General features: G+C 58.0%; 22 protein-coding genes and 1 tRNA gene. 11 read left to right on the top strand and 12 right to left on the bottom strand.

What is annotated here, in order from left to right:
- The first annotated feature begins 126 nt into the window (after positions 1 to 126).
- Positions 127 to 1,257: a cysteine desulfurase DndA gene (dndA, locus tag JQ597_RS25325; RefSeq protein ID WP_212267796.1), complete on the top strand. Its 1,131-nt coding sequence runs from the start codon at positions 127 to 129 to the stop codon at positions 1,255 to 1,257.
- A gap of 615 nt (positions 1,258 to 1,872) precedes the next feature.
- Here the strand turns inward: dndA and JQ597_RS25320 are convergent.
- The 6 genes from JQ597_RS25320 to JQ597_RS25295 form a co-directional block, all read right to left on the bottom strand.
- Positions 1,873 to 3,279: a hypothetical protein gene (locus JQ597_RS25320; RefSeq protein WP_212267794.1), complete on the bottom strand. Its 1,407-nt coding sequence runs from the start codon at positions 3,277 to 3,279 to the stop codon at positions 1,873 to 1,875.
- Positions 3,280 to 3,522: 243 nt separating this feature from the next.
- On the bottom strand, positions 3,523 to 3,972 hold the full coding sequence (locus JQ597_RS25315) for a phage terminase small subunit P27 family (protein ID WP_249148181.1): 450 nt from the start codon (positions 3,970 to 3,972) through the stop codon (positions 3,523 to 3,525).
- A gap of 38 nt (positions 3,973 to 4,010) precedes the next feature.
- Positions 4,011 to 5,288 carry a site-specific DNA-methyltransferase gene (locus JQ597_RS25310; protein WP_249148180.1) on the bottom strand — a complete coding sequence of 426 codons (1,278 nt, stop codon included), beginning with the start codon at positions 5,286 to 5,288 and terminating at the stop codon, positions 4,011 to 4,013.
- 260 nt (positions 5,289 to 5,548) lie between these two features.
- Positions 5,549 to 6,463: a helix-turn-helix domain-containing protein gene (locus JQ597_RS25305; protein WP_212267790.1), complete on the bottom strand. Its 915-nt coding sequence runs from the start codon at positions 6,461 to 6,463 to the stop codon at positions 5,549 to 5,551.
- Positions 6,464 to 6,646: 183 nt separating this feature from the next.
- On the bottom strand, positions 6,647 to 6,847 hold the full coding sequence (locus JQ597_RS25300; RefSeq protein WP_212267788.1) for a helix-turn-helix transcriptional regulator: 201 nt from the start codon (positions 6,845 to 6,847) through the stop codon (positions 6,647 to 6,649).
- A gap of 74 nt (positions 6,848 to 6,921) precedes the next feature.
- Positions 6,922 to 8,202: a hypothetical protein gene (locus JQ597_RS25295; RefSeq protein ID WP_212267786.1), complete on the bottom strand. Its 1,281-nt coding sequence runs from the start codon at positions 8,200 to 8,202 to the stop codon at positions 6,922 to 6,924.
- Positions 8,203 to 8,397: 195 nt separating this feature from the next.
- Here JQ597_RS25295 and JQ597_RS25290 point away from each other — a divergent pair, with 195 nt between their 5' ends.
- The 4 genes from JQ597_RS25290 (at position 8,398) to JQ597_RS25275 (ending at position 10,772) form a co-directional block, all read left to right on the top strand.
- Positions 8,398 to 8,580: a hypothetical protein gene (locus tag JQ597_RS25290; protein ID WP_212267783.1), complete on the top strand. Its 183-nt coding sequence runs from the start codon at positions 8,398 to 8,400 to the stop codon at positions 8,578 to 8,580.
- A complete protein-coding gene (locus JQ597_RS25285; protein WP_212267781.1) occupies positions 8,573 to 9,019 on the top strand; it encodes a DUF2924 domain-containing protein in 447 nt (148 codons plus the stop codon). The genes JQ597_RS25290 and JQ597_RS25285 overlap by 8 nt, the downstream gene beginning before the upstream one ends.
- Before the next feature lie 86 nt (positions 9,020 to 9,105).
- Positions 9,106 to 10,350, top strand: a complete 1,245-nt coding sequence (locus JQ597_RS25280) for a recombinase family protein (RefSeq protein WP_502754619.1) — start codon at positions 9,106 to 9,108, stop codon at positions 10,348 to 10,350.
- Positions 10,347 to 10,772: a ParB/RepB/Spo0J family partition protein gene (locus JQ597_RS25275; RefSeq protein ID WP_212267775.1), complete on the top strand. Its 426-nt coding sequence runs from the start codon at positions 10,347 to 10,349 to the stop codon at positions 10,770 to 10,772. Before JQ597_RS25280 ends, JQ597_RS25275 begins: the two co-directional genes overlap by 4 nt.
- Positions 10,773 to 11,070: 298 nt before the next feature.
- Here JQ597_RS25275 and JQ597_RS25270 read toward each other — a convergent pair whose 3' ends face one another.
- From JQ597_RS25270 to JQ597_RS25255, 4 genes are all read right to left on the bottom strand, one after another.
- Positions 11,071 to 12,303, bottom strand: coding sequence for a DNA phosphorothioation-associated DGQHR protein 1 (locus JQ597_RS25270; RefSeq protein WP_212267773.1), 1,233 nt, complete (start codon positions 12,301 to 12,303; stop codon positions 11,071 to 11,073).
- 1 nt (position 12,304) lies between these two features.
- Positions 12,305 to 12,889 carry a hypothetical protein gene (locus JQ597_RS25265; protein WP_212267770.1) on the bottom strand — a complete coding sequence of 195 codons (585 nt, stop codon included), beginning with the start codon at positions 12,887 to 12,889 and terminating at the stop codon, positions 12,305 to 12,307.
- A gap of 277 nt (positions 12,890 to 13,166) precedes the next feature.
- Positions 13,167 to 15,203 (bottom strand): hypothetical protein, encoded by a 2,037-nt coding sequence (locus JQ597_RS25260; protein WP_212267767.1) that lies wholly within the window; start codon positions 15,201 to 15,203, stop codon positions 13,167 to 13,169.
- A gap of 675 nt (positions 15,204 to 15,878) precedes the next feature.
- Positions 15,879 to 15,968 (bottom strand) — tRNA-Ser (locus JQ597_RS25255).
- Between the two features lie 136 nt (positions 15,969 to 16,104).
- On the opposite strand from JQ597_RS25255, the gene JQ597_RS25250 reads away from it, so the two are divergent.
- The gene (locus JQ597_RS25250) at positions 16,105 to 16,968 is read left to right on the top strand and encodes an alpha/beta fold hydrolase (protein WP_212267764.1); all 864 of its coding nucleotides are present in this window, start codon (positions 16,105 to 16,107) and stop codon (positions 16,966 to 16,968) included.
- A gap of 364 nt (positions 16,969 to 17,332) precedes the next feature.
- On the opposite strand, the gene JQ597_RS25245 is transcribed toward JQ597_RS25250, so the two are convergent.
- Positions 17,333 to 18,469, bottom strand: a complete 1,137-nt coding sequence (locus JQ597_RS25245) for an ROK family protein (RefSeq protein WP_212267761.1) — start codon at positions 18,467 to 18,469, stop codon at positions 17,333 to 17,335.
- Positions 18,470 to 18,833: 364 nt separating this feature from the next.
- On the opposite strand from JQ597_RS25245, the gene rplU reads away from it, so the two are divergent.
- The 3 genes from rplU to JQ597_RS25230 all read left to right on the top strand — a co-directional run bounded on the left by rplU (position 18,834) and on the right by JQ597_RS25230 (position 20,358).
- Entirely contained in the window at positions 18,834 to 19,280 is a 447-nt protein-coding gene (rplU, locus tag JQ597_RS25240) for a 50S ribosomal protein L21 (RefSeq protein ID WP_212267759.1), read from the top strand.
- A 90-nt stretch (positions 19,281 to 19,370) separates the two neighbouring features.
- Positions 19,371 to 19,640, top strand: a complete 270-nt coding sequence (gene rpmA, locus JQ597_RS25235; RefSeq protein WP_192739055.1) for a 50S ribosomal protein L27 — start codon at positions 19,371 to 19,373, stop codon at positions 19,638 to 19,640.
- A gap of 124 nt (positions 19,641 to 19,764) precedes the next feature.
- Complete coding sequence (locus JQ597_RS25230) at positions 19,765 to 20,358, top strand: GNAT family N-acetyltransferase (protein ID WP_211999220.1); 594 nt, start codon at positions 19,765 to 19,767, stop codon at positions 20,356 to 20,358.
- Between the two features lie 131 nt (positions 20,359 to 20,489).
- On the opposite strand, the gene JQ597_RS25225 is transcribed toward JQ597_RS25230, so the two are convergent.
- Positions 20,490 to 21,404 carry a DMT family transporter gene (locus JQ597_RS25225; RefSeq protein ID WP_212267757.1) on the bottom strand — a complete coding sequence of 305 codons (915 nt, stop codon included), beginning with the start codon at positions 21,402 to 21,404 and terminating at the stop codon, positions 20,490 to 20,492.
- 2 nt (positions 21,405 to 21,406) lie between these two features.
- Here JQ597_RS25225 and JQ597_RS25220 point away from each other — a divergent pair, with 2 nt between their 5' ends.
- Positions 21,407 to 21,649, top strand: coding sequence for a hypothetical protein (locus JQ597_RS25220; protein WP_212267755.1), 243 nt, complete (start codon positions 21,407 to 21,409; stop codon positions 21,647 to 21,649).
- Positions 21,646 to 22,125, top strand: coding sequence for a MaoC family dehydratase (locus tag JQ597_RS25215; RefSeq protein WP_212267753.1), 480 nt, complete (start codon positions 21,646 to 21,648; stop codon positions 22,123 to 22,125). The genes JQ597_RS25220 and JQ597_RS25215 overlap by 4 nt, the downstream gene beginning before the upstream one ends.
- Positions 22,126 to 22,133: the final 8 nt, after the last annotated feature.

The raw sequence follows: 22,133 nt of genomic DNA, 5'->3' as shown, positions 1-22,133 counted from the left end.
GCCTCAAGATTCCGAATCTCTGCGCCAACTTGCTCGAATGCGAAAGTTTGTCAAACAAATAACAAACAATTTGCACAGGAAAGCAAACTGTGATCGAATTGGGTGATTCTCCAGATAGTTCGGACGATGCCCGTTTACCTCGACTGTAACGCTACTGCTCCGCTCGAACCTGCAGTTCGGGAGACGATGCTGACGTATTTTGACGTTGAGTATGGGAATGCGGGCAGCCGCACCCACGAATTTGGACTCCGGGCGAAACGAGCGGTTCAAGAGGCGAGAGAAGCTGTCGCAGTCGTTGTCCGCGCCCAACCCGAAGAGATCTATTTCACGTCTGGCGCAACTGAAAGCAACAATTTGGCGATCCTTGGCCTCGCCCCCCACGGAGAAGCAACCAAAAGAAAGCACATCATCAGCACGGCCTTAGAGCATAAGGCGGTACTTGAGCCACTTGAACATCTCGAAAAGCATGGATTTGAAATCACGCTCATTGCCCCGAATTCAGATGGCGTCGTTCGCCCAGAGCTTATTGAGGCGGCCCTTAGACCTGAAACCCTTCTGGTCTCGATCATGCACGCGAACAACGAGACTGGTACTATCCAGCCACTCGATCAGGTTTCCGAGATCTTGCGAGAGCATAGTGCATATTTTCACGTCGATGCAGCACAGGGATTTGGAAAGGAGCTTAGCCTTCTCCGATCAGATCGAATTGATCTCATAAGCATTAGCGGCCATAAAATTTACGGCCCAAAAGGCATCGGGGCGCTAGTTGCCCGTCGCCGTGGGATCGAACGCATCCCCCTCAAGTCGATCATGTTTGGAGGCGGCCAAGAACGAGGCCTTCGTCCCGGAACATTGCCGGTTCCTCTTATCGTCGGCCTCGGAAAAGCGGCGGAAGCTGCGCTGAAGGACAATGCCAAGCGAACTTCTCGTAATATGCAAATTCGTACTGCAGCACTCGATGCCTTGGGTAGCTTAAATATTGAAATCAACGGTGATCAAACTCGATCATTGGTTTCAACTCTTAATTTCTCGGTGCCAGGTGTCGATGCGGAAGCAGCAATGGTGGCTCTTAAGAATATTGCTGCGATATCCAATGGGTCTGCCTGCACCTCGAGCAGCTACGAGCCAAGTCACGTTTTGACTGCAATGGTTCTGCCCGAATGGCGCGTCCAAGGCGCGATCCGGTTATCGTGGTGTCATATGACGGACGACGTAAATTGGAGTGCCATCGTTAGCGCACTACGGCGATTGCAATAGTCGCGGTCACCTCAGCGCGAGTTCCCGCATGCGGCGCAGATTCTAGCGCGCGGGGTGCGAAATGGCTTTCCGCAATTCTCACATGGCGGCCCGAATAAGTTAAGTCGGTGATGCCAAATTGCCTTTGGGTTTGTTTCATCAATCCCGGCAATCCTGTTGTAGTGCACCAGCGCTGCTTGTCGGCCCTCGGGGCCACCCTGAAGCAACGGCAAAATATCTATCCACTCATGCTCTTCAAGCATCGGAATTTCCATTTGGCATCGCCAACAGTAGAGCATCTTTGCCAATGGCTATCTCCCTCGCCCTCGGCGCATTCATCGCCTGCCTTGGGTTCGCCATCCAGGCTTAACACATACTCACACTTTTCACTTTCTAACGCGAAAAATGATCGGCTCTAGCTGCAAGATAGCCTCAATGTTTCCTTCGATCTAAAACATCTTTCCGGAGGCTGCTTCGATCGAAAACCCAGTGGCTGGAACGTGCTTCGGTTTTTCGCCACCCATCCTCAATGATGGGGTAAGCGGCCCAATTTCTTCACGAGTGCTCCCGCCAATTCTACGCATCGGTCGCCGGCGCCAAGGATTTTGCTTGGACGCCGTCGCCGATCGATCGCTGTTAGGCGAGGCCGTGCTGCTTAAGCAGGTCGTCCTTGAATGCAGCTGCAAACAGGTCGCAGGCCAGATTATAGGCCCCGCCCGACTTACCAAGCTTAGCCGGATCGTAGCCCACTCCGTTGATCATGGCATAGAAGGATTTCATAATGTCCGAGAGGTGCTGCTTCACGAACTTGTCGGGATTCGTGATCCAGGTTACTTGGTCGCCCTTGACCCGCATGAGCGCCGTCAGGCCGTAGACGAGCGGATAGATGAAGCCTTCTCCATAACTATACGAGCAAGAGTTCTTATAGTAACGGGTCTTGTACTTGCCGTCGGTCAGGACGCTATCGATCTTCCCGAACTTGCCCCCCGCATCGTTGTAAGCCGCCGGCATGTTCTCGTAGATCAAATCGAAGAGCCGGGGCAGGTCTTTCATCATAGCCAACGCGCTCTTGACGGCCGGGTCGACAATCTCGACGATGTTGCCCTTCACCTCGTCAGTGACGCCATCCTCATCCATCAGCTGGTCATAGATTTTCACGCACTGTCCCTTCGACGAGAAGATCACGGGGGCATTGCGCCGAACTTGCTCGGTGGCCTTCCGGCCGAGCAAAGAGAGCGGGATCAGCCCGAGGGCGACAAGGTCGCGCACCTTGATGCGGCCGCCGTCGTTGGCCTTCCACTCGACCTGATCAACAAGTTGGGGATCGAGGTTTTCCTTAATCTCGGCGTAGTGGCCAAGCTTGTTTGCACGTGTCTCGAGCGTCAGCTCCGCATTATTGTTGCGGGCCGCGTTGATCGTCAGGACCTTGTCTTGAAAATACTCGTAGCCCCCGGAGTGTTCCGTGGGATAGATCACCTCGACGGGCATCAGCACCTCGGGGATTGCGTCTTTGTTCGCCTTAATTAGGGGCAGATACTTCTCCCAAGCCAGCTTAAGCTGAGCCCAGGTTTTGATGGGCTTTACTGCCTTCTCGGCGGCTTCCTCGCCCTCTGCCTTGGTGACTATCTTCCTAATAACATGGCGGCCGGCCGCGAGAGAGTTATGGCCACCATCGAGAATGCCCTCAAGCTCAGGATCCGCGAAGGTAAGCCGGTGACGACCACGCTCCAGTTCCTCGACCTGGCTCGCCGCAATCAGAATTCCCTTTGACATAAAGTGGAAGATGTCAGGCTGGGTCTCCATGCTCTCTTCGATGTCTTCAGTGACCTGGCCGGTCTTTGAGAGACGGGGATTAGCCTCGAGGTTAACCTCGGTAAGGAGGTCAACAAGGTTAGCGAGGCTCACAGTGCCCAGCAGCTTATTGAGATGATGGCTCTGACGCGATGCATCCTGGATCTTCAAGATAACCGTAGACATAAAAAATACCTCGTTGCTTTGCAGCAAGAGGCTGGGCGGCGCGGAATGAGCGCTTTTGGCAATCATTTGCATCCAACCAGCCGTCCGGCTTGGTTTACCGCTCTCCCGTCCGGGAAAGCTTCTTTTTACCTAAGTGGCCTCACGTGGTTTGTCTAGAGATAAAATCGTTTGAGCAAAAGAAATTGCGAGGGCGTTTTATGCGCTAGACCTTTGAAGAGGGGTGTGAAGGCTCGATCCTTAATTGTTCGGAGTGAGGCGGCAGGACCTACTTATCAATAGATTTGAGATTAGTGGGCAAGCAACTCCCGCTTAAGATCCGAGATCCACTGCACTTTCTGGTTCGTAATCATCCATGGTGAGGTCGAGCAGCGGAAGTTGATCGGGCGGTGGCGCCGAGATCCGGCTGCGGCTTGCGGGCGTAAAGCCGAACTCGGATGCAATGCGTATCATCAGCTCTGCCTGCCTGTTTGCGATAGCGAGGTAAGGTGATTGTATCGGATAGCCTGTCGGCGATTTCACCATCGTCCCATATTTCTGGATTTGTTCCAAAGCTTCCGTCCAAAATCCATAGGCTGCGCAATAGGCGGCGAGAGCGCCACGATCCAGATGCGTGATCAAATTCAGCTTCGAGAGTTCTGCGCTCAGGCGGCCCCATTCCTGCCTGCTGGCAGGGCTCAGCTCAGGCGGACATTCGGGTAGCGCGGGCACCGGTCGCGGCTCGTGCGCGTTGAGAGGCCGCTTGCCGGGGTTGCCGGTCAACGCCTTGATCCTGGATGGCTTGGGCCGCCGGCCGCGCATCACGACGCCTCCTCGACTGGCTGTGCTTTCGGCTCGAGGGCTTCGAAGAGAACGTCGTCGTGGGCGCGCTTAGCGTTCTCCCCCGTGAATGCCTGCCAACGTCGAATCGCGACGTCGACGAAGAGGGGGTCGATTTCAATGCCGAAACAAACCCTCCCGCAGGACTGCGCTGCGATCAGCGTGGTGCCGCTGCCCAGGAACGGCTCGTAGACCGCCTGCCCCGGACCGGAGTTGTTAAGCATTGGCCTGCGCATGCACTCAACCGGCTTTTGCGTGGCATGCTTGGTTTCGGCGTCCTGCCCACCGGTCGGAATGCTCCAAAGCGTCGTCTGCTTGCGGTCGCCGGTCCAGTTGCCTTTTTTCCGGACCGCGTACCAGCAAGGCTCGTGCTGCCAGTGGTAGTCGCCCTGGCTCATCACCAGCCGCTCTTTGGCCCAGATGATCTGCGCGCGGATCGCAAAACGGCTCTTGGCGAGGCTTTCTGCAACAATGCTGGCGCGGAGCGCCCCATGCCAGACATAAGCAATCTCGCCTGGATATAGGTCCCAGGTCGGAGTCCAATCCGCGATCTCGTCGTTTTTGATTTTGCCCTTGCGCGCGGAATTGTTGACGCCGCGGCGATGGCGCCATTGCGGATCGTACTCGACGCCGTACGGCGGGTCCGTGACCATCAGTTGCGGCACGGCGCCCGCCAAAAGAGACTTCACAAGGCCCGCATCCCGGCTGTCGCCGCAGGCGACGCGATGAGGTCCAAGCTGCCAGATGTCTCCAGGTCGCGATACCGCGACCTCGACGACATCGGGGATCTTATCCTCGTAGGTGAGCCCAGTATCGACCCGCGAGAGCGCCGCCGACAATTCCTTGGTTGTAAAACCTAGCATCGAAAGATCGGCACCGATCGCCGAAAGGTCGGCCAGCTCCAGGCTAAGCATTTCAGCGTCCCAGCCCGCGTTCAAAGCGATCTTGTTGTCGGCAAGGACGAGTTGGCGGCGCTGCGCCTCAGACAATCCTCGAACCACGACGACGGGCGCCTCCGACAATCCCAAGTTGCGAGCGGCAGCCAGTCGGCCGTGACCGGCAATAATATCCGCGCCTTCACCGACCAGGATGGGATTGGAGAAACCGAAAGCGCAAATGCTGCCGGCAATCTCGGCAACCTGGCCTGCGCTATGGGTCCGCGCGTTCCGGGCGCTTGGGATCAGCCGATCCAGCGGCCAGTATTCGATTTGCAATCGACGCGCCGTGATTGCCGCTTTCGCGCTGCTTCGATCCATCATCTAGCTTTCTTTCCAGGTCTGCTCGGTCACAGCGCTACCCTCCCCCTACCGAATTTCGCGATGTTTTCTTGAATGCGTCGTCGTTGATTTGACTCACCTTTTCCGTTCGATCGCTTCGACCCGACTTGCCCGCGCGGTCGACCTAAAAAAAATAATTCCGGAATTTTGCGTAAAAGAATGAGCCTTGAACCTCCCGGTCCGGACCCTAGACCCCGAGAGATTTGACCCGCCCCCTCCCTCATACTGTTTAGGCTCCGTGTTTAGGCTTGGTGTTTAGTGTTGTTTAGGCTCTGAAAATCGGCTGCCACTGCCGAACCCTCGCGGTCCGAATTACCCGAGGCTTCCGGAGTCGCTAGAAGGAACCGTGCTTTTGCTTGAGTAAAGCATTGCGCATCTTGTAGAAGCGGGAGGCGGCGATCGAGCTCTGACAACAGGAAGGCGATGCCGCTTCCAGGCCTTCGGAGTTCAACATCCGTTGCTGCGCCTTGAAGCTCTGAATCGATTGCGTCGATTAGACTGACAAAGACATCAGGTGCGGCGGAAAATTGCCTGGTCAGCGAATCATTCCAACGTCGCTCGGCGGCATCGCGGGCGGCAACGTGTGATCTGCTCGATTTCATGTGAAACCGCTGCTGTGCGATCGCGTAAACAGCTGTCTTGTTTCCTTCGTTGCCGAGCCCTTCGGGCGTTGCAGGTGAGCTCGATGCTGGTGTCGGCGCTCTCGAGCTGTTCGCAGCTAAGGTTTGTTCAAATGAATTATTAGTACAGGTTTGGGTGACATCGGCATCACTACCAAGGCGCCAAGTTTGCCTCCCCGAAAGTGACACATCTGCCGCCGCTCGGTGGCGCGCCGTCGCGCGCTGCTCGGTCCATTTTGCAGCATCTGAACGGAAACGGGACCACACGGGTTCGTAGCTGTTGCGATGAAAGTATCCGCCATGCCGGACCTTTCGGATGTAACCCTTGAGCGCAAGCGATCCGACCGCCCGAATGATGGTACGACGGCTAAGCCCCAGCAGCCGAGCGATACTGCTCAACGCAGGATCGCAACGACCGGTCTTGCGATTGTAATGGTCGATGATGGTGGCAGCCACGCGTTTTTCCGTTCCAGTCAAGTCCCGCGCCAGACTGATTGCCTTGTGAGCAACGAACGTATCCGAAGGGCCAGTTTGCATAGTGATCGTCCCCAACAACATGTCGGAACGAAACCGGTATCGGCATCGAAAGCAAATGCGATCTCTAGTTTGTGTAACCGATCGCGAACAAAGGCGCGCCATAGTGAATCTACTTTCGACTATCCTGCGGATCAGGCGCCAAGTCGGCTCACAGTCGCGAATCAGTGGCGCCGGCAGGATCAGTTAAGCCACGGTATTTGCGTCGATCCATCCGATGAGGTCACTTCGCCTGTAGCGGATGGCCCGGCCTGCACGAACGAACCTTGGCCCGGTCACTTTGACTCGCCAGGCTTGGAGCGTTCGCACTGACAAGTTGAGAAAATCAGCCGCCTGTACTTCGGTCAGAAGCGTGTCGGGATCGGTTCGGTTATTTGCGGTTTGCATTGTCGTTGTCCACCATCGATTGCGATGGCGCGACACTGAGCGATTCGCGACCGGCCAATATAGGTGCCACGATTTTATTGATGCGGGGGTTTTGACTGCGGGGGTTTTCGGGGGCGGCCGCCTTTCGACCATTTGTTAGCTTCGGCGGTTTCAATCGCTTTATCCCATTCCTTGTCGAACGCGCGTTTAGACAGTGTTCTCGGCCAGTTTTTCTGTGCGTCCTGCCAATATTCGCCTTTTGGCTTTGGTCTCCTATCAGGGGATGCCCGCATATGTTCCCACAGCCACCTATGACACGCAGCTTGGCTGGTCGTCTTGGTGATGATCTCACGAGTAGCGACCGCTACTTCTTGAGTTCGTGCGGGAAAAAGGACATTGACCTTGGGACTTTCGGGAATGCGAGACGCTCCGTCAGGCTTGAACAACATCAATCCGGTAAAGATCGGCGAGGATAGTGCGGTCGTTCCGTCCTCCGCTCGCTGGTCAATTTCCAAGAGGTCCCCATTCTCCAGGTCAATGTAAGTCCGATCGCGCTGCCAGATTAAACGTGGAATTGGAATGCTTCCGCCTCCGCCTTTTGGAATACCTTCTGCAACAAGTCGTCCATCCGAAAGGAACTGCATTAACTTTCCAAATCGGACCGCCAATACTCTGTCGGCCGGATGTTCACCATTGTGTCTAAGCGGCTCGTCGAATTTTTGTAGCAATGCGACTGCGCCAGTCTTGGGACCCCGGCTGAATCCAACAGGCCAAACCGCGCGGTAAGGCCCCCATTCGTATCCAAAAGACGCTGGTTGGGCGTGGACCGCAAGTGCGCGTTTTCGCAGGACTGTCAATTGCGGGTCGCTCACAACCGCCATTTGGAATGCTTCAACGAGCGTTTTGCCATCTATTCGATCAATTGCGTCGGGTGACTCGATCATCGGAAATATCCGGACATCGAAAATCTTGGTTTTAGCTTGCGTGTTTTCAATCGCAATCGATTGCCCGACCTTGATTTGCAGATATTTCCAAGACTGAGAAGGAATGCAGATTGCTTCAGCTAGAGGGGATTCCCTTTGCCCCCAAGCGACGAGCCTGCCAGCGAGTAAGTGTTCGAAGAGTGAACGCTTGACTTGCGCGTAGCTCTGCTTGTTTTGAGCGAAAAGAGCACGTGATGTGCGCTCGCGGGCGTTGTGACGCACGGCCTCGATGCCGTCAATCTGTTCACTTAGAAAAATGAATCGAGTGCGACTGCCTGCGGCGCGCCAACTGCGATGATTGGCAAACCATCGGGACAAGAGAACAGGATCTGCGCATCGCCGAATTGCTTCGCCGACCTTCCATCCAGCAGGTTCTTTAGTCGCGCTCCACATGCTGGTTTTCCTGCATTCGCTGCGAATCACCTTCGCATCTTCGTCCCAATCGGTGCAACTGCCGCGCCATCCCTGACGTTTTACACAGAAAGGCAGCTACTGCTGTGTGCGATCCTCTGCGGCCTCATCCGTCCGAATTCGCGGATCACTGATCGCTCTAGACATCGGCGCTGGTTCGGAAGTTTGGTTACCAACATGACCAAACAAAAACCCGATCATCTGACGGAAGTTGCCGACATTCTGGCGGTCGGCCTCACGCGTCTGGAAGCCCGGAAGTCCAGTCGAAAACCTGCGGAACTCGGAGAAAGTTCGCTTCACTTTTCGCCCGACCAGAGCGGTGGTGTGCCTCCCTACTCTCCCGAGGCTTCCCATGACTGATACGATTTTAGCCCAATTGGCTGCCCTCAAGAATGCGCCTGCGCCGGCTCTGAAGGCAAGTTGGCGCGCATTGTTCGACACAGAGCCACCACCCTATAACCGGCGCTTTCTGGAGAGCCGGTTGGCCTACCGCATTCAAGAACTGGCCTATGGCGGCCTGAGAAAGGAGACCGTCGAGCGACTTCGGGTGCTCGGAAAGCAATACGACAGCAAGCCAGGAGAAAAGCCCAAGGGGCGGAGCCAACGCCTGCCGATCGCCGGGACCCGCCTGATTCGGGAGTGGCAGGGGATCGAGCATTCGGTCACTGTTCGCAGCGACGATTTTGAGTATCAGGGAAGGCCCTACAAATCGCTCTCCGCCGTTGCCCGGGAGATCACAGGCGTTCGCTGGAACGGTTGGGTGTTCTTTGGACTGAAGAACCATCGCGGTGCTGCATGACCAGGAGGCAACCCACCAAGCCCGCCCCGCTGCAGAAACTCCGGTGCGCCGTTTACACCCGCAAATCCAGCGAAGAAGGCCTGGAGATGGAGTTCAACTCCCTTGAGGCCCAGAGGGAATCTTGTGAAGCCTACGTGTCCAGCCAGCGCGCCGAGGGCTGGCTCCTTGTGCCCGACCGATATGACGATGGCGGGTTCTCTGGCGGCACCCTGGACCGGCCTGCACTGAAGCGGCTGCTCGCTGATATCGAGGTGGGCAAAATCGATATCGTAGTGGTCTACAAGATCGACCGCCTGTCGCGCTCGCTGATGGATTTTTCCCGACTGGTCGAGGTCTTCGATCAGCACAAGGTCACGTTTGTTTCAGTGACACAGTCCTTCAATACCACCACATCGATGGGCCGCCTGACGCTGAACATTCTGCTGTCCTTTGCTCAGTTCGAGCGCGAAGTGATTGGTGAGCGCATTCGCGATAAGTTCGCGGCATCCCGTAAGCGCGGTATGTGGATGGGTGGGTGGGCGCCGCTGGGCTATGAGGTCAAAGACCGTAAGCTGATCGTCAATGATGAGGATGCCAAGCTCGTCCGCTCGATCTTCGACCGCTTCCTTAAGGTCGGGTCGGCCACGACATTGGCGCAGCAGTTAGTCGCAGAAAACATCCGCAATAAGTACGGCAAGCTGATCGACAAGGGCATGCTCTACAAGATGCTCAATAATCCAGTCTATGTCGGTGTCGCCATGCACAAGGGCGTTTCATACGATGGTGAGCACAGCGGCATTATCGATCGCAAGATCTGGGACAAGGTACAGGCAAGATTTCAAGAAAACCCTCGCAAACGAGCGGCTGGTACACGGGCACAAACGCCCGCCCTGTTGAAGGGGATTATCTTCGGCCCCACCGGCGTCGCGATGTCGCCAACGCACACACGAAAAAATGGCAAGCTCTATCGCTATTATCTGAGCCAGACCGTCCTAAAACAGGGCGCTGGCGATTGTCCTGTCGCACGCGTTCCCGCCGCCGAGATCGAGAAGATCGTGATTGATCAGGTCCGCATTCTCTTTCTCTCCCCCGAAATCATCGTCCAGACGTGGCGCAGCGCCCAAAAATCCATCAAGGGCTTGACCGAGTCTGACGTCCGCAACTCGCTGCTCGCATTCGAACCGCTCTGGAATGAACTCTTCCCTGCTGAACAGTCCCGTATCATTGAACTCCTCGTCGAACGGGTTGATGTCCGGACGGACCGCGTTGATATCAAGCTCCGGATCGCGGGCGTGACATCACTGATCGGCGAGTTGGCCGGCAATTCCGCCACCCAACAGGATGCCGCATGACGACCAGCCATCAAGCCAGCAAAGCCCTCATCAGCCAGGACGGGCGCACGGCGATGGTCAGCATTGCCGTGAGCTTTCTTCAGCGGGCCGGTCGCAAGCAGATACTGTCTCCTGCAGGAGCGGCACCCTGGTCGCCCGCCCCGCGCGTGGACAGCGCCCTAGTCAAGGCAGTCGTCCGCGCCCACCGGTGGCGCCAAATGATCGAGAGCGGCAAGTACGCCTCGTCCGCAGAACTCGCCAAAGCAGAGAAGGTCAACGATTCCTATCTGAGCCGCATCTTGCGGTTGACCTTGCTCGCGCCAGACATCATCGAGGCCATCCTGACCGGACGCCAACCCACCACGCTTCAACTTGATGAGTTGCTCAAGCCTCTGCCCGCGGCGTGGAGCCAACAGCGCTCCAAGCTACGCATTCCGCGGTAGGCGGTCGCCAAACCCGTCAGAGCGGGAATTCGCTGATCCATTGTTATGGAACTTTCGAAATCCACACTGCGAAGTAATGCCTCGTCTGCGTTCCGGGAGTGTTTCTTGCGGGATTTTGTTGCTTCAATTCTTGAACTTCGTCCTGATGCCTAATTCATCGCGTTGGGCCAAGCACCTCGTGATGCCTTGGATTGGTGCGTCACGCAATTATATGGACCGTGGTCGCGTATTGCAGGCATTCCGCTCACCCATCGACGAGCGGTGGGAGCGCCGTCGGCCCGCTGCGCTTCTCACTTCCTCACCTCTGGAGATCGATCTTCTCCTCGATTGCCTTACGGATCTTCGTGCGTCCAGAGCCCGATGGACTCTTGTATTCTGCATCAGAGAAGTCGAGATCGCGAGCCCCATCCAATCTCGATTTGAAGAACCCAGAGCTAATCTTTCTCTGTTCAAGTGCTTCGGGAGCCAGTTTTCGCAAGATGTCGAAGAGAGCTTGAACCCCGACGGTCTTGGTTATGAAGGAACCCGGCTCCGCACCGCTCCAAAATACGGCCTCGCATGCCGCTGTGTAGTTAAGCACTGTCCGGAAGATCAGGGAATCGTTCCCCTCGATAAACGCGTCACGAAGGGGCGACTTGTCCTTGGGACCGTCTTTTAGCACTTGGCGGTGCTGCGCGGTTTTCCGTCTCATGAGATTGGAATCGCGCTTCGGATTGCTCGTGACTAGACGCAGGATTCCATCCACTATCACTGCCGTCGACACCTGCCATTTGCCCGATTTCGTTAGCCGTGTGAGCTCATCGTCCTTCTTGGGCGCCACCGAGATCCGACCGCGAAGCACAGACTCGTCATCCGTCGCGAGTTTGCGCGTAAGGAAAATCGACAGCTTATCCGGAGTCCAATAGGATTCCGGCTGATCGGATACATTGTACCCGAATAATTCATAGGTAATACTTCTGTCGACCGCTTTCTGCGTCGAATTGATGGTCGCGAACAGTTGGGCTTGAAGCGGTTTTGGCAAGTCGATGAACACAGAACAGACGAGTTGCATGTCCAACCTACCGGCCGACGCCTTTCGGAAGGCTTCCAACCGGTGCTGCCCATCGACAATAGAAGCGACCGGCTTCTCCGTCGGAATGACAAGCTTCCACCCATGGGGACCATCTTGCTGGACATACCACTCGGCTCCAGTGAGTTCGGCAGAGCTGCCCCCACTTTCCTCGGCAATCGTGGCCGCTTCGTCTAGGTCGACTGCAGCGCCCGGCTCGAAATTGGCCGCAAGTATGATGGAATTAGGAAATGCAGCGTCGACCCGATCTATGTAATTCGCGATCTCCGTGAACCTCTTTTCCTGTTGCATCCGTTGCGTGCCGGATAATGTGTAGCCTTCGCCAGTTTCGTTCATTGCGGCCCTCAAACGCTCGCTTTCGGCCACGCGCAAGAGTAGCTCGGCCGATAGCACAGCTACGAAGAAAGTCCCGAGCGGCTGCTCGACTTTCAAGACGGGGGTTGTATGCGGAAACTGGATCATATCAGGCCTCGAAACCTTCGAGAGTGCCAGGAAGTTCACGCTCGGGGTTACCGCCCACGGCGGCCTCGGCATCCTTCGGTGTGATCTCTCTGAAGGTCGGCTCGTCGCCGTTCGTGATCCACCAGACCCAAACGGCAGCCAACGAGCATATTGCACCCAGTAGAAGGACAATGCGGGGCTGGCTTGACCCGAGGAGCGCAAGAAGCAGCGCGAGTGCAGCGAAGCAACACATCAGCAACAATGCGAACGAGCCGATGGCCTTGTTCGTACCCTCGTACGAGCTGTAATTGAGCTGGATAGTTGAGGCTCCTGCCAGCGTCGAGAAGAACGTAATGACGGCGGTCACGAGAGGTTCGAGTTTGCTGTGGACCGGGAGCACACTCTCAGTGCCAACTCCCACCGGGGCTGTACCGTTGGCTAGGAGAAGCTTAGCGAGTTCGACCCAAATCCCCAATCCGCCGAACAAGACAACACCGGTCAGAACGTAGAACACGAAGGGTGGTTGAAAAAATGGCTCCACCGTACGCCGGCGCAACTCCCTTCTAAGTTTCGTATATCCGCCAATTCCCTGTTCTGTCTCAGCCATTGCCGCTCCCATGTATTGCGAACGCCCAACCGGCCTCGAACGACTTTAGTCTGGGCTCCTGACCATCTCACCTCTACCTAACCTGCCGACCGGCATCAAGTGAATGCTATCTTAGATAGACGCGACAGGGGCCACGCACTGTGTGAGACAAAACGAATATTCTCTCTACTCCTGATCCGACCTTTAAAAAGAGAAGGTGAAGGCCGGGTCGACGTCGAACTGACCTTTGGAAACTCGGAGCCGACCGCCTCGGACACCTCTTCTTGCTGGCGAAGGCTTAGCCGTGCGGCGATCGACTTGGCACGGATCGAGGAGAAGGCACGGCTTCTTCAAGAGCCATGGATTCCAACACCCTTGGATAGCTTGGGAGATCGGTACGAAGCTCGAAGTCCGGCATCGCCACGAACAGGCCGCCCACGCTTGTTTCGCGATGGCGGATATCCATGCTCTCCGGCGAGATCATCAGCTCCAGTGGATTCTCTAGCGCCCACAAGATCTTCGAGGTCGAGAAGTGCTGAGTGTAAAGTGTCTCGCCAGTCTGTGACGAGGTGTAACGCACTTTCGCTCCTTCGGTGATCGCTTTCCGTCCCCCTTCCGCGATCACTGGAACTCCTTCGTAACTCCACCCATTGAACATATCTACAGTGGTCAGGACAACAGGCTGCACATATCGTATCTCGTCAGCGGCACCGTTTCCCACCACGGAGGCGAGCCAATCCTTGTTCTTCTGGATGAAGTCGGCTGCGACGCGGGCCTGCCGACATCCCCAAACGACGGTCTGCTTGTTTCGCCAATGGTCGTACACGGTCATACCGGAACCGATCAGCGCTTTCACTTGAGTTACCAAGAGAAGGTCGCCTCTACGTAGAAGAATGTCGACTTCTGTAATAATCCTGCCATCTCGACGAAGGTGAACATTCCGTCCAGTGATCTTCCAATCCGACTCGACGAAACCACGGATATAGAATTCTTCACAGATCCGTCCATAGGCGTCGCCGCGTCTGCCGCCGTCGGTCAGGGTTTCTCTGACCGTCGTATTCCATGTTCCGCCATCTCCATGAGGAATGTAGCAAGCAATTCCCGGTACCTCTCGAATGAACGGCCGTCGCGCCAGATCGTAGTGACTTTTCGCCGGCAGGTCGCTCAAAAGCCGCTCGATGGCCGCAGCCACGTTCTTCCCACCACCAAGTTCAATCGCCTCCTCGATCTGGTACAAAGGAATGCGTGCCGCCAGCACTCGATCGGGCTTGCGTGGCACGCGGGTGCGCACGGCCTCAGCCGTCATCGCGTACCAACGCAACGCCATTGCCGTCGAGTAATACGTCGCGGCGCTGCGGTCTTTCGTATCCGCCACAGACAGCAAGTCGTCTTCCGCATCGACGAGGATCAGCTGCGCCGAGCTCAGCCTCTTCAGCCTATCCCTATCTATCTCCTTTCGATCGATGCCAGAGGCATCAACGTAGTAGCCGATTGCCTTATCGAGAAAGCTATCCTCCAATTCCTTGAGCTTCTCTCGCACGAAACGCCGTGCCCTAGCGCCGTGAGTATTCAAGATCAAGGCACGACGAATAGCGAGCGTCCGAAGAAGGTGCAGACGCGGATCCGAGAACTCCATTCGGAACCTGATCGGATCAGTTCCCGGGATTCGCGTGACATCCATATCGCCGTAGGTAACGGAGTCGAACAGCCATTCCAGAGCATTCAATTTCGAAGCGACGACGGATGCCCTCTCCAAGGACCGGATCTGTCGCTTCATGCGGGCGTCCGGTAGCAGAGGTGCATCATGGTCGAGGCTCGCCTTTGCCGCCTCGTTCATCGCGCGGACAACCGCGTAATAGGTGTCGTTCGCGAAGCCGTTAGCGTTGCCGAGTCGTCGTTCATACTCGGCAACCGATAGTTCCGGCCGCGCCTCGACTGACGGAAGTCGATCGAAATATCGTCGTAAAACGGTTCCCGTCGCGTCGACCAACTGGCTCAAACTCGTCCTGGAAAGCCCCTGAAGAGCAGCACGCAATTCGGCGGCAATCCGGGCGTGAGCGCTACTCCACTCGACCGAGAAGTCGAGGTATGCTTGAAAGCGATCAGCTTCGGACGACGTCAAGTAACGTGGCGCAGCTTCGCGCAGCACTTCGACGGCAGCCTGTCGGACGCGGGGCGCGGCACGCATCAACACCTTCTGCTCCCGGCAGCCGATCAAGACGTCCGCAGATCCGTCTGCCTCGATGCAGGAGCGGAAAGCCGGCACGTCGCTCGCCAACAAGTCATGCTTGAGGCGCTTCAGCGTCCTCGCTATCCGCTTGCGATCATTGTCCATAACGGCAATCCAGGGCACACCCGACCAAAGCGCCTTCAGGCCGTCCGCGGAGGTCCAATCGGGTCCAACGTCGTAAGAGACCATTCAACCCGAGCGTCGGAGCTTTCACAAACTTACCCACGGGGGCAATTTTTACGTGTAACCAGGCCACAACGCATTCGCGAGCGACCGCTAATGGTTTTCGGCAGCTCTGGCGCAAAGGCGTTCTTGGCGGACGTCACGCCTGCCTGTTCAAAGCTCTCCTGATCCGCAAGGTCTGTTGCTAACTTCGTTGATACCCGCAGTCCTGACCGATCGCAAACTTCAATATACTCAACCTATCGCACTCTCAATTCGGCGCCGGCCAAGCGACCGGGCGCCACAACGGTGCAAGCGCGAGGCGTCCGCAGAAGCTTGCCGCAGACCGCGCACGTGCACGGCGGTTCGTAATCTCGGTTGGCCGAGAGAAACGGCAGAACCTCTTACCGCTGAAGTTCATAAGTGACTCCAGATGTTCGAAAGTTCGAGAACCGTACCGAATGGATTGAGTCCTGAGCTTCGGAGAAAACGGGCCTTTCGGAGAACAATAGGCCGGCTTTGCCGTTCGGGACTCCAGAGCTCAAATGAGAAATCGCTGCTATAAATGGGCTCAATTGCCCCCGAGCCCTCCAGGAGGATACGCGGCCTTGGGCAAGCTGGCGGAGAGGGAGGGATTCGAACCCCCGATAGGCTTGCACCTATGCCGCATTTCGAGTGCGGTGCATTCGACCACTCTGCCACCTCTCCAGGCGCCATTTTGGGGTGATTCCTCACCCGCGGTCGGGGCGAGTTCTAGGCGAGGACGGCGGACCAGACAAGGCGCGGGGGCAAGATTTTCGCTGACAGCCAAGCGGACCCAGGACCTGAAAAAAGGAGCCGAAAAATGGAGCAGTTGACGATTCGTGCCAATGGCGCGGCGTTCCATGTCGCCCGCGCCGGGAAAGGACAGCCGCTCTTATTGCTGCATGGCTGGCCCGAATTCTGGCTGACCTGGGAGCCTGTGATGGCGCGGCTCGCCGATCGCTTCACGCTTTATGCGCCCGACCTGCGCGGTTTCGGCGACAGCGACAAGCCCAATGGGCCGCACGGTCCCGATCAGCACGCCGCTGACATGCTGGCGCTGATGGACGCGCTCGGCCTCGCGCAGGCCGGCATTGTCGGCCACGACGTCGGCGGCGGGCTGATGCAGCCGATGGCGCGCGCCGCGCCGGAGCGCATTGCCGGATTGTTCTTCTTCGATTTCGTCCATCCCGGCATCGGGCGGCGGATGGCGGAGCCGGACCGGCTGAACCACATCTGGTACCAGTCGCTCAACCAGCTGGAGATCGCACCCATGCTGATCGGCGCCAGCCGCGACAGCTGCCGCGCCTATATCGGCTATTTCCTGAAACACTGGAGCCATCGCCGCCAGGCATTCGACGACGTGCTCGAAGCGTTCGTCGACAATTTCCTGAAAGACGGAAACCTCGCCGGCGGCTTTGCGTATTACCGCGGCGCGCATGCCGGGCGGATCCGCATGCTGAAGGGCGAGGCGCCCGGGCTGGCGCCGATCGATCTGCCGACTTGCGTTCGCTGGGCCGAACACGACCCGCTGTTTCCCTATGCCTGGACCGATCGGCTCGGCGAGACTTTTTCAAATCTCGATCTTGCGATGTTCGAAGGCGTCGGTCACTTCGCGCATCGCGAGGATCCCGATCGCGCGGCATCCGAGATCGCGGCGTTCTTTCAGCGCATCGGCTGGAAGTGACTCTTTTTTTGACGCGTTTTCTTCACGCGAACCGGTACCCACTTCGCTCGAAAACGCTATGAGTGGAGATCGAGACAAAGGTGGGGCCGCCAGACGCGACAAAACACTGACGGCCCCGTGCCGCTACTTTGAAATTCTGGCCGGGAAGTGCGGCTTCGCCGGTCAGCTGGAGCGACGATTTGACGGTAGCGGCGCGCGCGGAAAGGGCAACGCGATCCCGGTTTTAACCTAACCAGTCAACCTTACCGCGCGCCGACGGAACTCTCATCGCGCGCACCGCTGGAATCGGAAAAATCGCTCCGGTCCCTTGTTTTCAGGGGTTTTGCTCGCTGCGGCCGGTATTAACCGCACTCGAACGCGCCTGTTAATCTTTACCCTTCTTTGCTTTCTTGTCGTCCTTGTCGCTGTCGCCCTTGTCTTTGGCCTTTTCGCTCTTGCCGTTTTCTTTCCTGCGATTGGTGAAGCGCGCATTGCCGAGACCGGTACCGATGGTCAGCACGCCCCATCGTTCGACATCCTGCATGTAAGGGACCTCGGAAAGCCCCTGCACGACGCCGTCATTATGCATCAACACCGCCGTGTCGTGATCGCCGATCATCGGTATAGCTTCCACGAGACTTGCCGGCAGATTGAATTTGCTGCTCTCCCAATTGCCCGGCAGATTCTGTGCACCTTTTTCGATCGAGCCATCGCCGTTGATCACACCGGGACAGGCAATGCCGATGAAAGGCGCCAGCTTGTGGCCCTCTGTTTCAGCCTCGGCGATCAGATCCTTCAGCATCTTGACCAGCCGTTTTACCGCGCCCTCGCGCGTCGGCTCGTCGTCGGCATGCCGCCACAGTTCGGACTTCCAAACCTCGGCCTTCGAAAGATCGGGCGTCTTCTTCCAGCGCGTCTCGACCACGCCGCAGCGGATGTTGGTGCCGCCGATGTCGACGCTCAGGATGCTGTCATAGCCCTCGAAAATCCATGACGGCGCCAGGTGCAGCGCGCCGATCAGGCCGGCGTCATCCGGATGAAAACGGATCGGCACCAGATCGACGTCATACTCCTCGGCCTTGAGGAGAAGCCCGGTGCGGGCGATCGCGAGTTCGCCGACCCGGCTTTGCCGGAATCCGCCACCGACCACAATGCGCTCGGTATCAGCCCAGGCCTTGGTCTTGAGGAAGCGCCCGGTCACATAGGCAAGCTCCTGCGCGAATTCCTCGATCGCGCCATGCACCAGCGCGGCGGCAGCGAGATCGTCGCCCACCAGCGCCTCGTCGAGGTCGCCCTTGGCGATCTCGTCAGTGGATTTTTTCCCCAACGGATCGTCGCCGTTTTTCTTCAGCGGCTTGCGCAGCGTATCCAATATCTTGCGAAACGCGCCCTTGCTGGCGCGGTCACCGAGGAACCCGTCATCGTCCTTCAGCTCTATATTAAAGCTGTCGACCTCGACGGACGGTAGACGGCCTGCGCCGTGGCGGGCGATGCCCGTTGTCGTGACTGTGTCTTCTGCCATTTTTGCCCTAGCCCAACCGGATTTCGGTGACACAACGGGCGGGGAACCCATTGGTTTCACTTGGGCGAGTGGCCAATGGCGAAGGGCGAGCAGCGAATGGGCCGCCCTATTCGCCGTTTCCTGATCCAAATCCTTCATTTGGCCCGGTTTTTGGGCTCCTTTGCCTTGACTCGGGGCTGCCAGCGGCTATAAGTCCCGGCATCCGGCGCGGGATTTCTCGCGCCGCTTGTTTTTGCGCGAATTTGAGGGCTCACACCCCGACCGTGCGAAAATCGTACCCATAACGACTGACCAAAAAGCCGACCCGGACATGCCCCTATGGGGAGACGTCCGAGGCCGGGATCGAACACGAAGGAATAAAACGATGTTCGCAGTCATCAAAACCGGCGGCCGGCAATACCGGGTCGTTCCGAATGATGTACTCGAGATAGGCAAGATCGCCGGCGACGTCGGCACGATCGTGCAACTTGGCGAAGTTCTGGTGCTCGGCGGTGACACGCCGGTGCTGGGCATGCCCACGGTCGCCGGCGCCTCGGTCGCGGCAGAAGTGCTGGACCACAAGCGCGGCGCCAAGGTGATCGCGTTCAAGAAGCGCCGCCGCAAGAATTCGCGCCGCAAGCGCGGCTATCGCGACGAGCTCACGGTGCTTCGCATCACCGAGATCCTGGCCGATAACGCCAAGCCTTCGATCGGCCCGCGGCCGAAGAAGGAAAAGGTCGTCGCGGCGCCCGCCGAGGGCGACGAGGCACCGGCGGCCAAGAAGGCGCCCGCAAAAAAGGCTCCGGCCAAGAAGGCTGCAGCCAAGAAGTGATATCAGCGCATCAGAATGTGATGCGTGACAAAGCGTGAAATGATTCCGTCAAGGAATTGATCTAGATTACGGCGAAGTTGGAGACGGGCCATGGCTCACAAAAAAGCAGGCGGTTCATCGCGGAACGGACGTGATTCAGCAGGCAAGCGCCTTGGCATCAAGGCGTATGGCGGCGAGCACGTGATCCCCGGCAACATTATCGCGCGTCAGCGCGGCACCACCTGGCATCCCGGCCTTAATGTGGGCATGGGCACCGACCATACTCTCTTCGCCAAGATCGAAGGTCACGTCGAGTTCCGTGCAAAAGGCAATGGCCGCACTTTCGTATCGGTTGTTCCGATGGCGGAGGCGGCCGAATAGACGGTGGACAACATGAGTCCGCCGGGTCCTGTTGAACCGGCGGAGTCAAAAAAGGCTCCAAGGGGAGGCGGGAAACCGGCCTCCCTTTTTGTTTGCGTATGTTTTCGCATTTCAGGAGCCCGACATGTTGCAGGACATCCCGACCCCGACATTGCGTGAAGCGAGTCCATGCGTCCTCGAGACCGAGCGGCTGACCTTGCGCCGGCCGACGCTCGCGGACGTAAAAGCGATTGCGTACCTCGCCAACGATCGCCGCATTGCGGAAAACACCCGCCGCCTGCCGCATCCGTACTCAAGGGATCACGCCGTCGAATTCGTGCGCGCGTTGGGCGGTGGCCGGGCGACCGTGTTCCTGATCGAGAACAATCATTCGCCGCTCGGCATGGTCGGCATCGACTGGCGCGAGCAGGACGCACCGGAACTCGGCTATTGGCTTGGCGTCGAGCATTGGGGCCAGGGCTTTGGCACCGAAGCTGCGCGCGCGGTGATCGATTTTCACTTCGAGGAATTCGATGCCGAGCACCTGATATCAGGCGCCCGCGTCGCCAACCCCTCCTCGCGCAACATCCTGGAGAAATGCGGCTTCCAGTGGAGCGGCGTCGAACTGCACCGCTTCGAGGCGCTGGGATCGTCGACCCCGGTCGACTGTTTCCGTCTGTCGCGCAGCGTCTGGTCGTCGCTGAAGAACTGGGGCACTTCGACGAGGAGAGAGCGGTAGTTGTTGTCGTCCCGGCGAAGGCCGGGACCCATACTCCGTGCTCTCTCGGTCTAGCCACCGGCAGCCGCCACCTTCTGCAACCATCAAGGCCGGTGGCTATGGGTCCCGGCCTTCGCCGGGACGACCGCGGGTCACGCCGGTGGATTGACCACCGTCTCCTCGCGCCCGAGCTGCTGCTCGCGCAGGAAGATGTAAAGTCCGGCGCCGATGATGATCGCGGCACCTACGATGGTCGCCGGTGACGGCACGTCCCCCCACACCACGAAGCCGAAGATCACCGCCCACACGATCATCGAATATTGATACGGCACCACGACGCTGGCCGGCGCCAGTTTCAGTGAGCGGTTGACGCATAGCAGCGCGCACACCGAAATAATGCCCGCCGCGGCAAACAGGCCCAGGCTGCCGGGCGACGGCGTCACCCAGCCAAACGGCGACATCACCGCGCCGAGCAGGAAGGTGCCGGCGAATTGCGATGACGCCAGCACGATATCCGGCGTCGCCCGCAGCGAGCGCGTGATCAGCATCAGCAACGCGAATGAAAAGCTGCCGGCGAGCGCGATCATTGCGGGCCAGCTCACGGTCTGTGCCGATGGCCGCAGCGCGATCAATACGCCGGCGAAGCCGATCAGAATGGCGGTCCAGCGCCGCCAGCCGACGCGCTCGCCCAGCACCAGCCCCGACAGCGCCGTGACGAAAATCGGCGCCGCCAGATAATAGGTGATGACGTCGGCGAGCGGCAGATAGACGGTCGCGATAAAGAAGGCGGCAACTTCCAGCGTGGAGAGCGTCACCCGGAGCAATTGCAGCCATGGCCGTTCCAGGCGCGTGAATTCGGCGCGCTGCTTCCAGATGATCGGCAGCAGCACCAGGAGCGCCGCGCAGGCGCGCAGCCACAGCAATTGCCCGACCGAATAGGTCGCGACCATGAACTTGCCGAGCGCGTCGCCGAACGAGAACATGAAGATCGACAGCAGCATCAATCCGATGCCGGCCAGCCGCGCGGAACGCTCGTCATAGGTGGATGGTTTTGCGAAGAGGCTCATCGATGAATTCGGCGTTTCCCATCATGGCCGGACAAAAGCGCGAAGCGCGTCTTTACGCCAAGGCTCCGGCCATCGACGTCTTTTTGTTGCTGCGATGTTTTAAAGACGTGGACGCCCGGGATGTCCAGTGCGAAGGCGCGCTTTGTGCGTTTACCCCTCATGACGAATTGAACGGATTGTCGCAGTATCCCCTCTGCGATACCGGTACGTCATCTCGCAAGGCACAACAGGAATCCGAGCCATGACCGACTTCGACCCCGCCCAACATCGTATGGTGTCTGAGCAGCGCTGGTTCGAGGATTTCAAGCTCGGCGAGCGTTTCGTGATCCCGAGCCGGACCCAGACCTCGGCCGTGTTCGCCGCGTTCCAGACCGCGAGCGGCGATACCCACCCGATCCACTACGATGTCGAATATTGCCGCGCCCGCGGCATGCCGGACCTGCTCGCGCATGGATTCCAGACCCTGGTCCACACCGCGCCGGGCGCCGGGCTGTTTCCTTACATTGTCGAGGAATCGCTGATCGGATTTCTCGAACAGTCGAGTAGGTTCCTCAAGCCGGTCTATGCCGGCGATACCATCTATCCCGCGCTTGAAGTAACCGAACTGGTCCCCGGCCGCAGCACCGGCGTGGTGACGCTGCGCTCGACCGTGTTCAATCAGCGCAAGGAGCTGGTGCTCGAGGGCATGCAGAAGTTTTTGATCCGCAAGCGGCCGAGCTGATCGCGTCT

It is taken from the genome of Bradyrhizobium sp. AUGA SZCCT0177, assembly GCF_018130125.1.
Lineage (GTDB): Bacteria > Pseudomonadota > Alphaproteobacteria > Rhizobiales > Xanthobacteraceae > Bradyrhizobium.
This window is presented reverse-complemented; position numbering and strand designations above follow the sequence as displayed.

What these genes read in the sequence shown, in the direction of transcription:
- dndA (WP_212267796.1), top strand. Translation starts at nt 127, where the DNA reads ATGCCCGTTTACCTCGACTGTAACGCTACTGCTCCGCTCGAACCTGCA.
- JQ597_RS25320 (WP_212267794.1), bottom strand. Translation starts at nt 3,279, where the DNA reads ATGATTGCCAAAAGCGCTCATTCCGCGCCGCCCAGCCTCTTGCTGCAA.
- JQ597_RS25310 (WP_249148180.1), bottom strand. Translation starts at nt 5,288, where the DNA reads ATGATGGATCGAAGCAGCGCGAAAGCGGCAATCACGGCGCGTCGATTG.
- JQ597_RS25305 (WP_212267790.1), bottom strand. Translation starts at nt 6,463, where the DNA reads ATGCAAACTGGCCCTTCGGATACGTTCGTTGCTCACAAGGCAATCAGT.
- JQ597_RS25300 (WP_212267788.1), bottom strand. Translation starts at nt 6,847, where the DNA reads ATGCAAACCGCAAATAACCGAACCGATCCCGACACGCTTCTGACCGAA.
- JQ597_RS25295 (WP_212267786.1), bottom strand. Translation starts at nt 8,202, where the DNA reads ATGTGGAGCGCGACTAAAGAACCTGCTGGATGGAAGGTCGGCGAAGCA.
- JQ597_RS25290 (WP_212267783.1), top strand. Translation starts at nt 8,398, where the DNA reads ATGACCAAACAAAAACCCGATCATCTGACGGAAGTTGCCGACATTCTG.
- JQ597_RS25285 (WP_212267781.1), top strand. Translation starts at nt 8,573, where the DNA reads ATGACTGATACGATTTTAGCCCAATTGGCTGCCCTCAAGAATGCGCCT.
- JQ597_RS25280 (WP_502754619.1), top strand. Translation starts at nt 9,106, where the DNA reads ATGGAGTTCAACTCCCTTGAGGCCCAGAGGGAATCTTGTGAAGCCTAC.
- JQ597_RS25275 (WP_212267775.1), top strand. Translation starts at nt 10,347, where the DNA reads ATGACGACCAGCCATCAAGCCAGCAAAGCCCTCATCAGCCAGGACGGG.
- JQ597_RS25270 (WP_212267773.1), bottom strand. Translation starts at nt 12,303, where the DNA reads ATGATCCAGTTTCCGCATACAACCCCCGTCTTGAAAGTCGAGCAGCCG.
- JQ597_RS25265 (WP_212267770.1), bottom strand. Translation starts at nt 12,889, where the DNA reads ATGGCTGAGACAGAACAGGGAATTGGCGGATATACGAAACTTAGAAGG.
- JQ597_RS25260 (WP_212267767.1), bottom strand. Translation starts at nt 15,203, where the DNA reads ATGGACAATGATCGCAAGCGGATAGCGAGGACGCTGAAGCGCCTCAAG.
- JQ597_RS25250 (WP_212267764.1), top strand. Translation starts at nt 16,105, where the DNA reads ATGGAGCAGTTGACGATTCGTGCCAATGGCGCGGCGTTCCATGTCGCC.
- JQ597_RS25245 (WP_212267761.1), bottom strand. Translation starts at nt 18,469, where the DNA reads ATGGCAGAAGACACAGTCACGACAACGGGCATCGCCCGCCACGGCGCA.
- rplU (WP_212267759.1), top strand. Translation starts at nt 18,834, where the DNA reads ATGTTCGCAGTCATCAAAACCGGCGGCCGGCAATACCGGGTCGTTCCG.
- rpmA (WP_192739055.1), top strand. Translation starts at nt 19,371, where the DNA reads ATGGCTCACAAAAAAGCAGGCGGTTCATCGCGGAACGGACGTGATTCA.
- JQ597_RS25230 (WP_211999220.1), top strand. Translation starts at nt 19,765, where the DNA reads ATGTTGCAGGACATCCCGACCCCGACATTGCGTGAAGCGAGTCCATGC.
- JQ597_RS25225 (WP_212267757.1), bottom strand. Translation starts at nt 21,404, where the DNA reads ATGAGCCTCTTCGCAAAACCATCCACCTATGACGAGCGTTCCGCGCGG.
- JQ597_RS25220 (WP_212267755.1), top strand. Translation starts at nt 21,407, where the DNA reads ATGAATTCGGCGTTTCCCATCATGGCCGGACAAAAGCGCGAAGCGCGT.
- JQ597_RS25215 (WP_212267753.1), top strand. Translation starts at nt 21,646, where the DNA reads ATGACCGACTTCGACCCCGCCCAACATCGTATGGTGTCTGAGCAGCGC.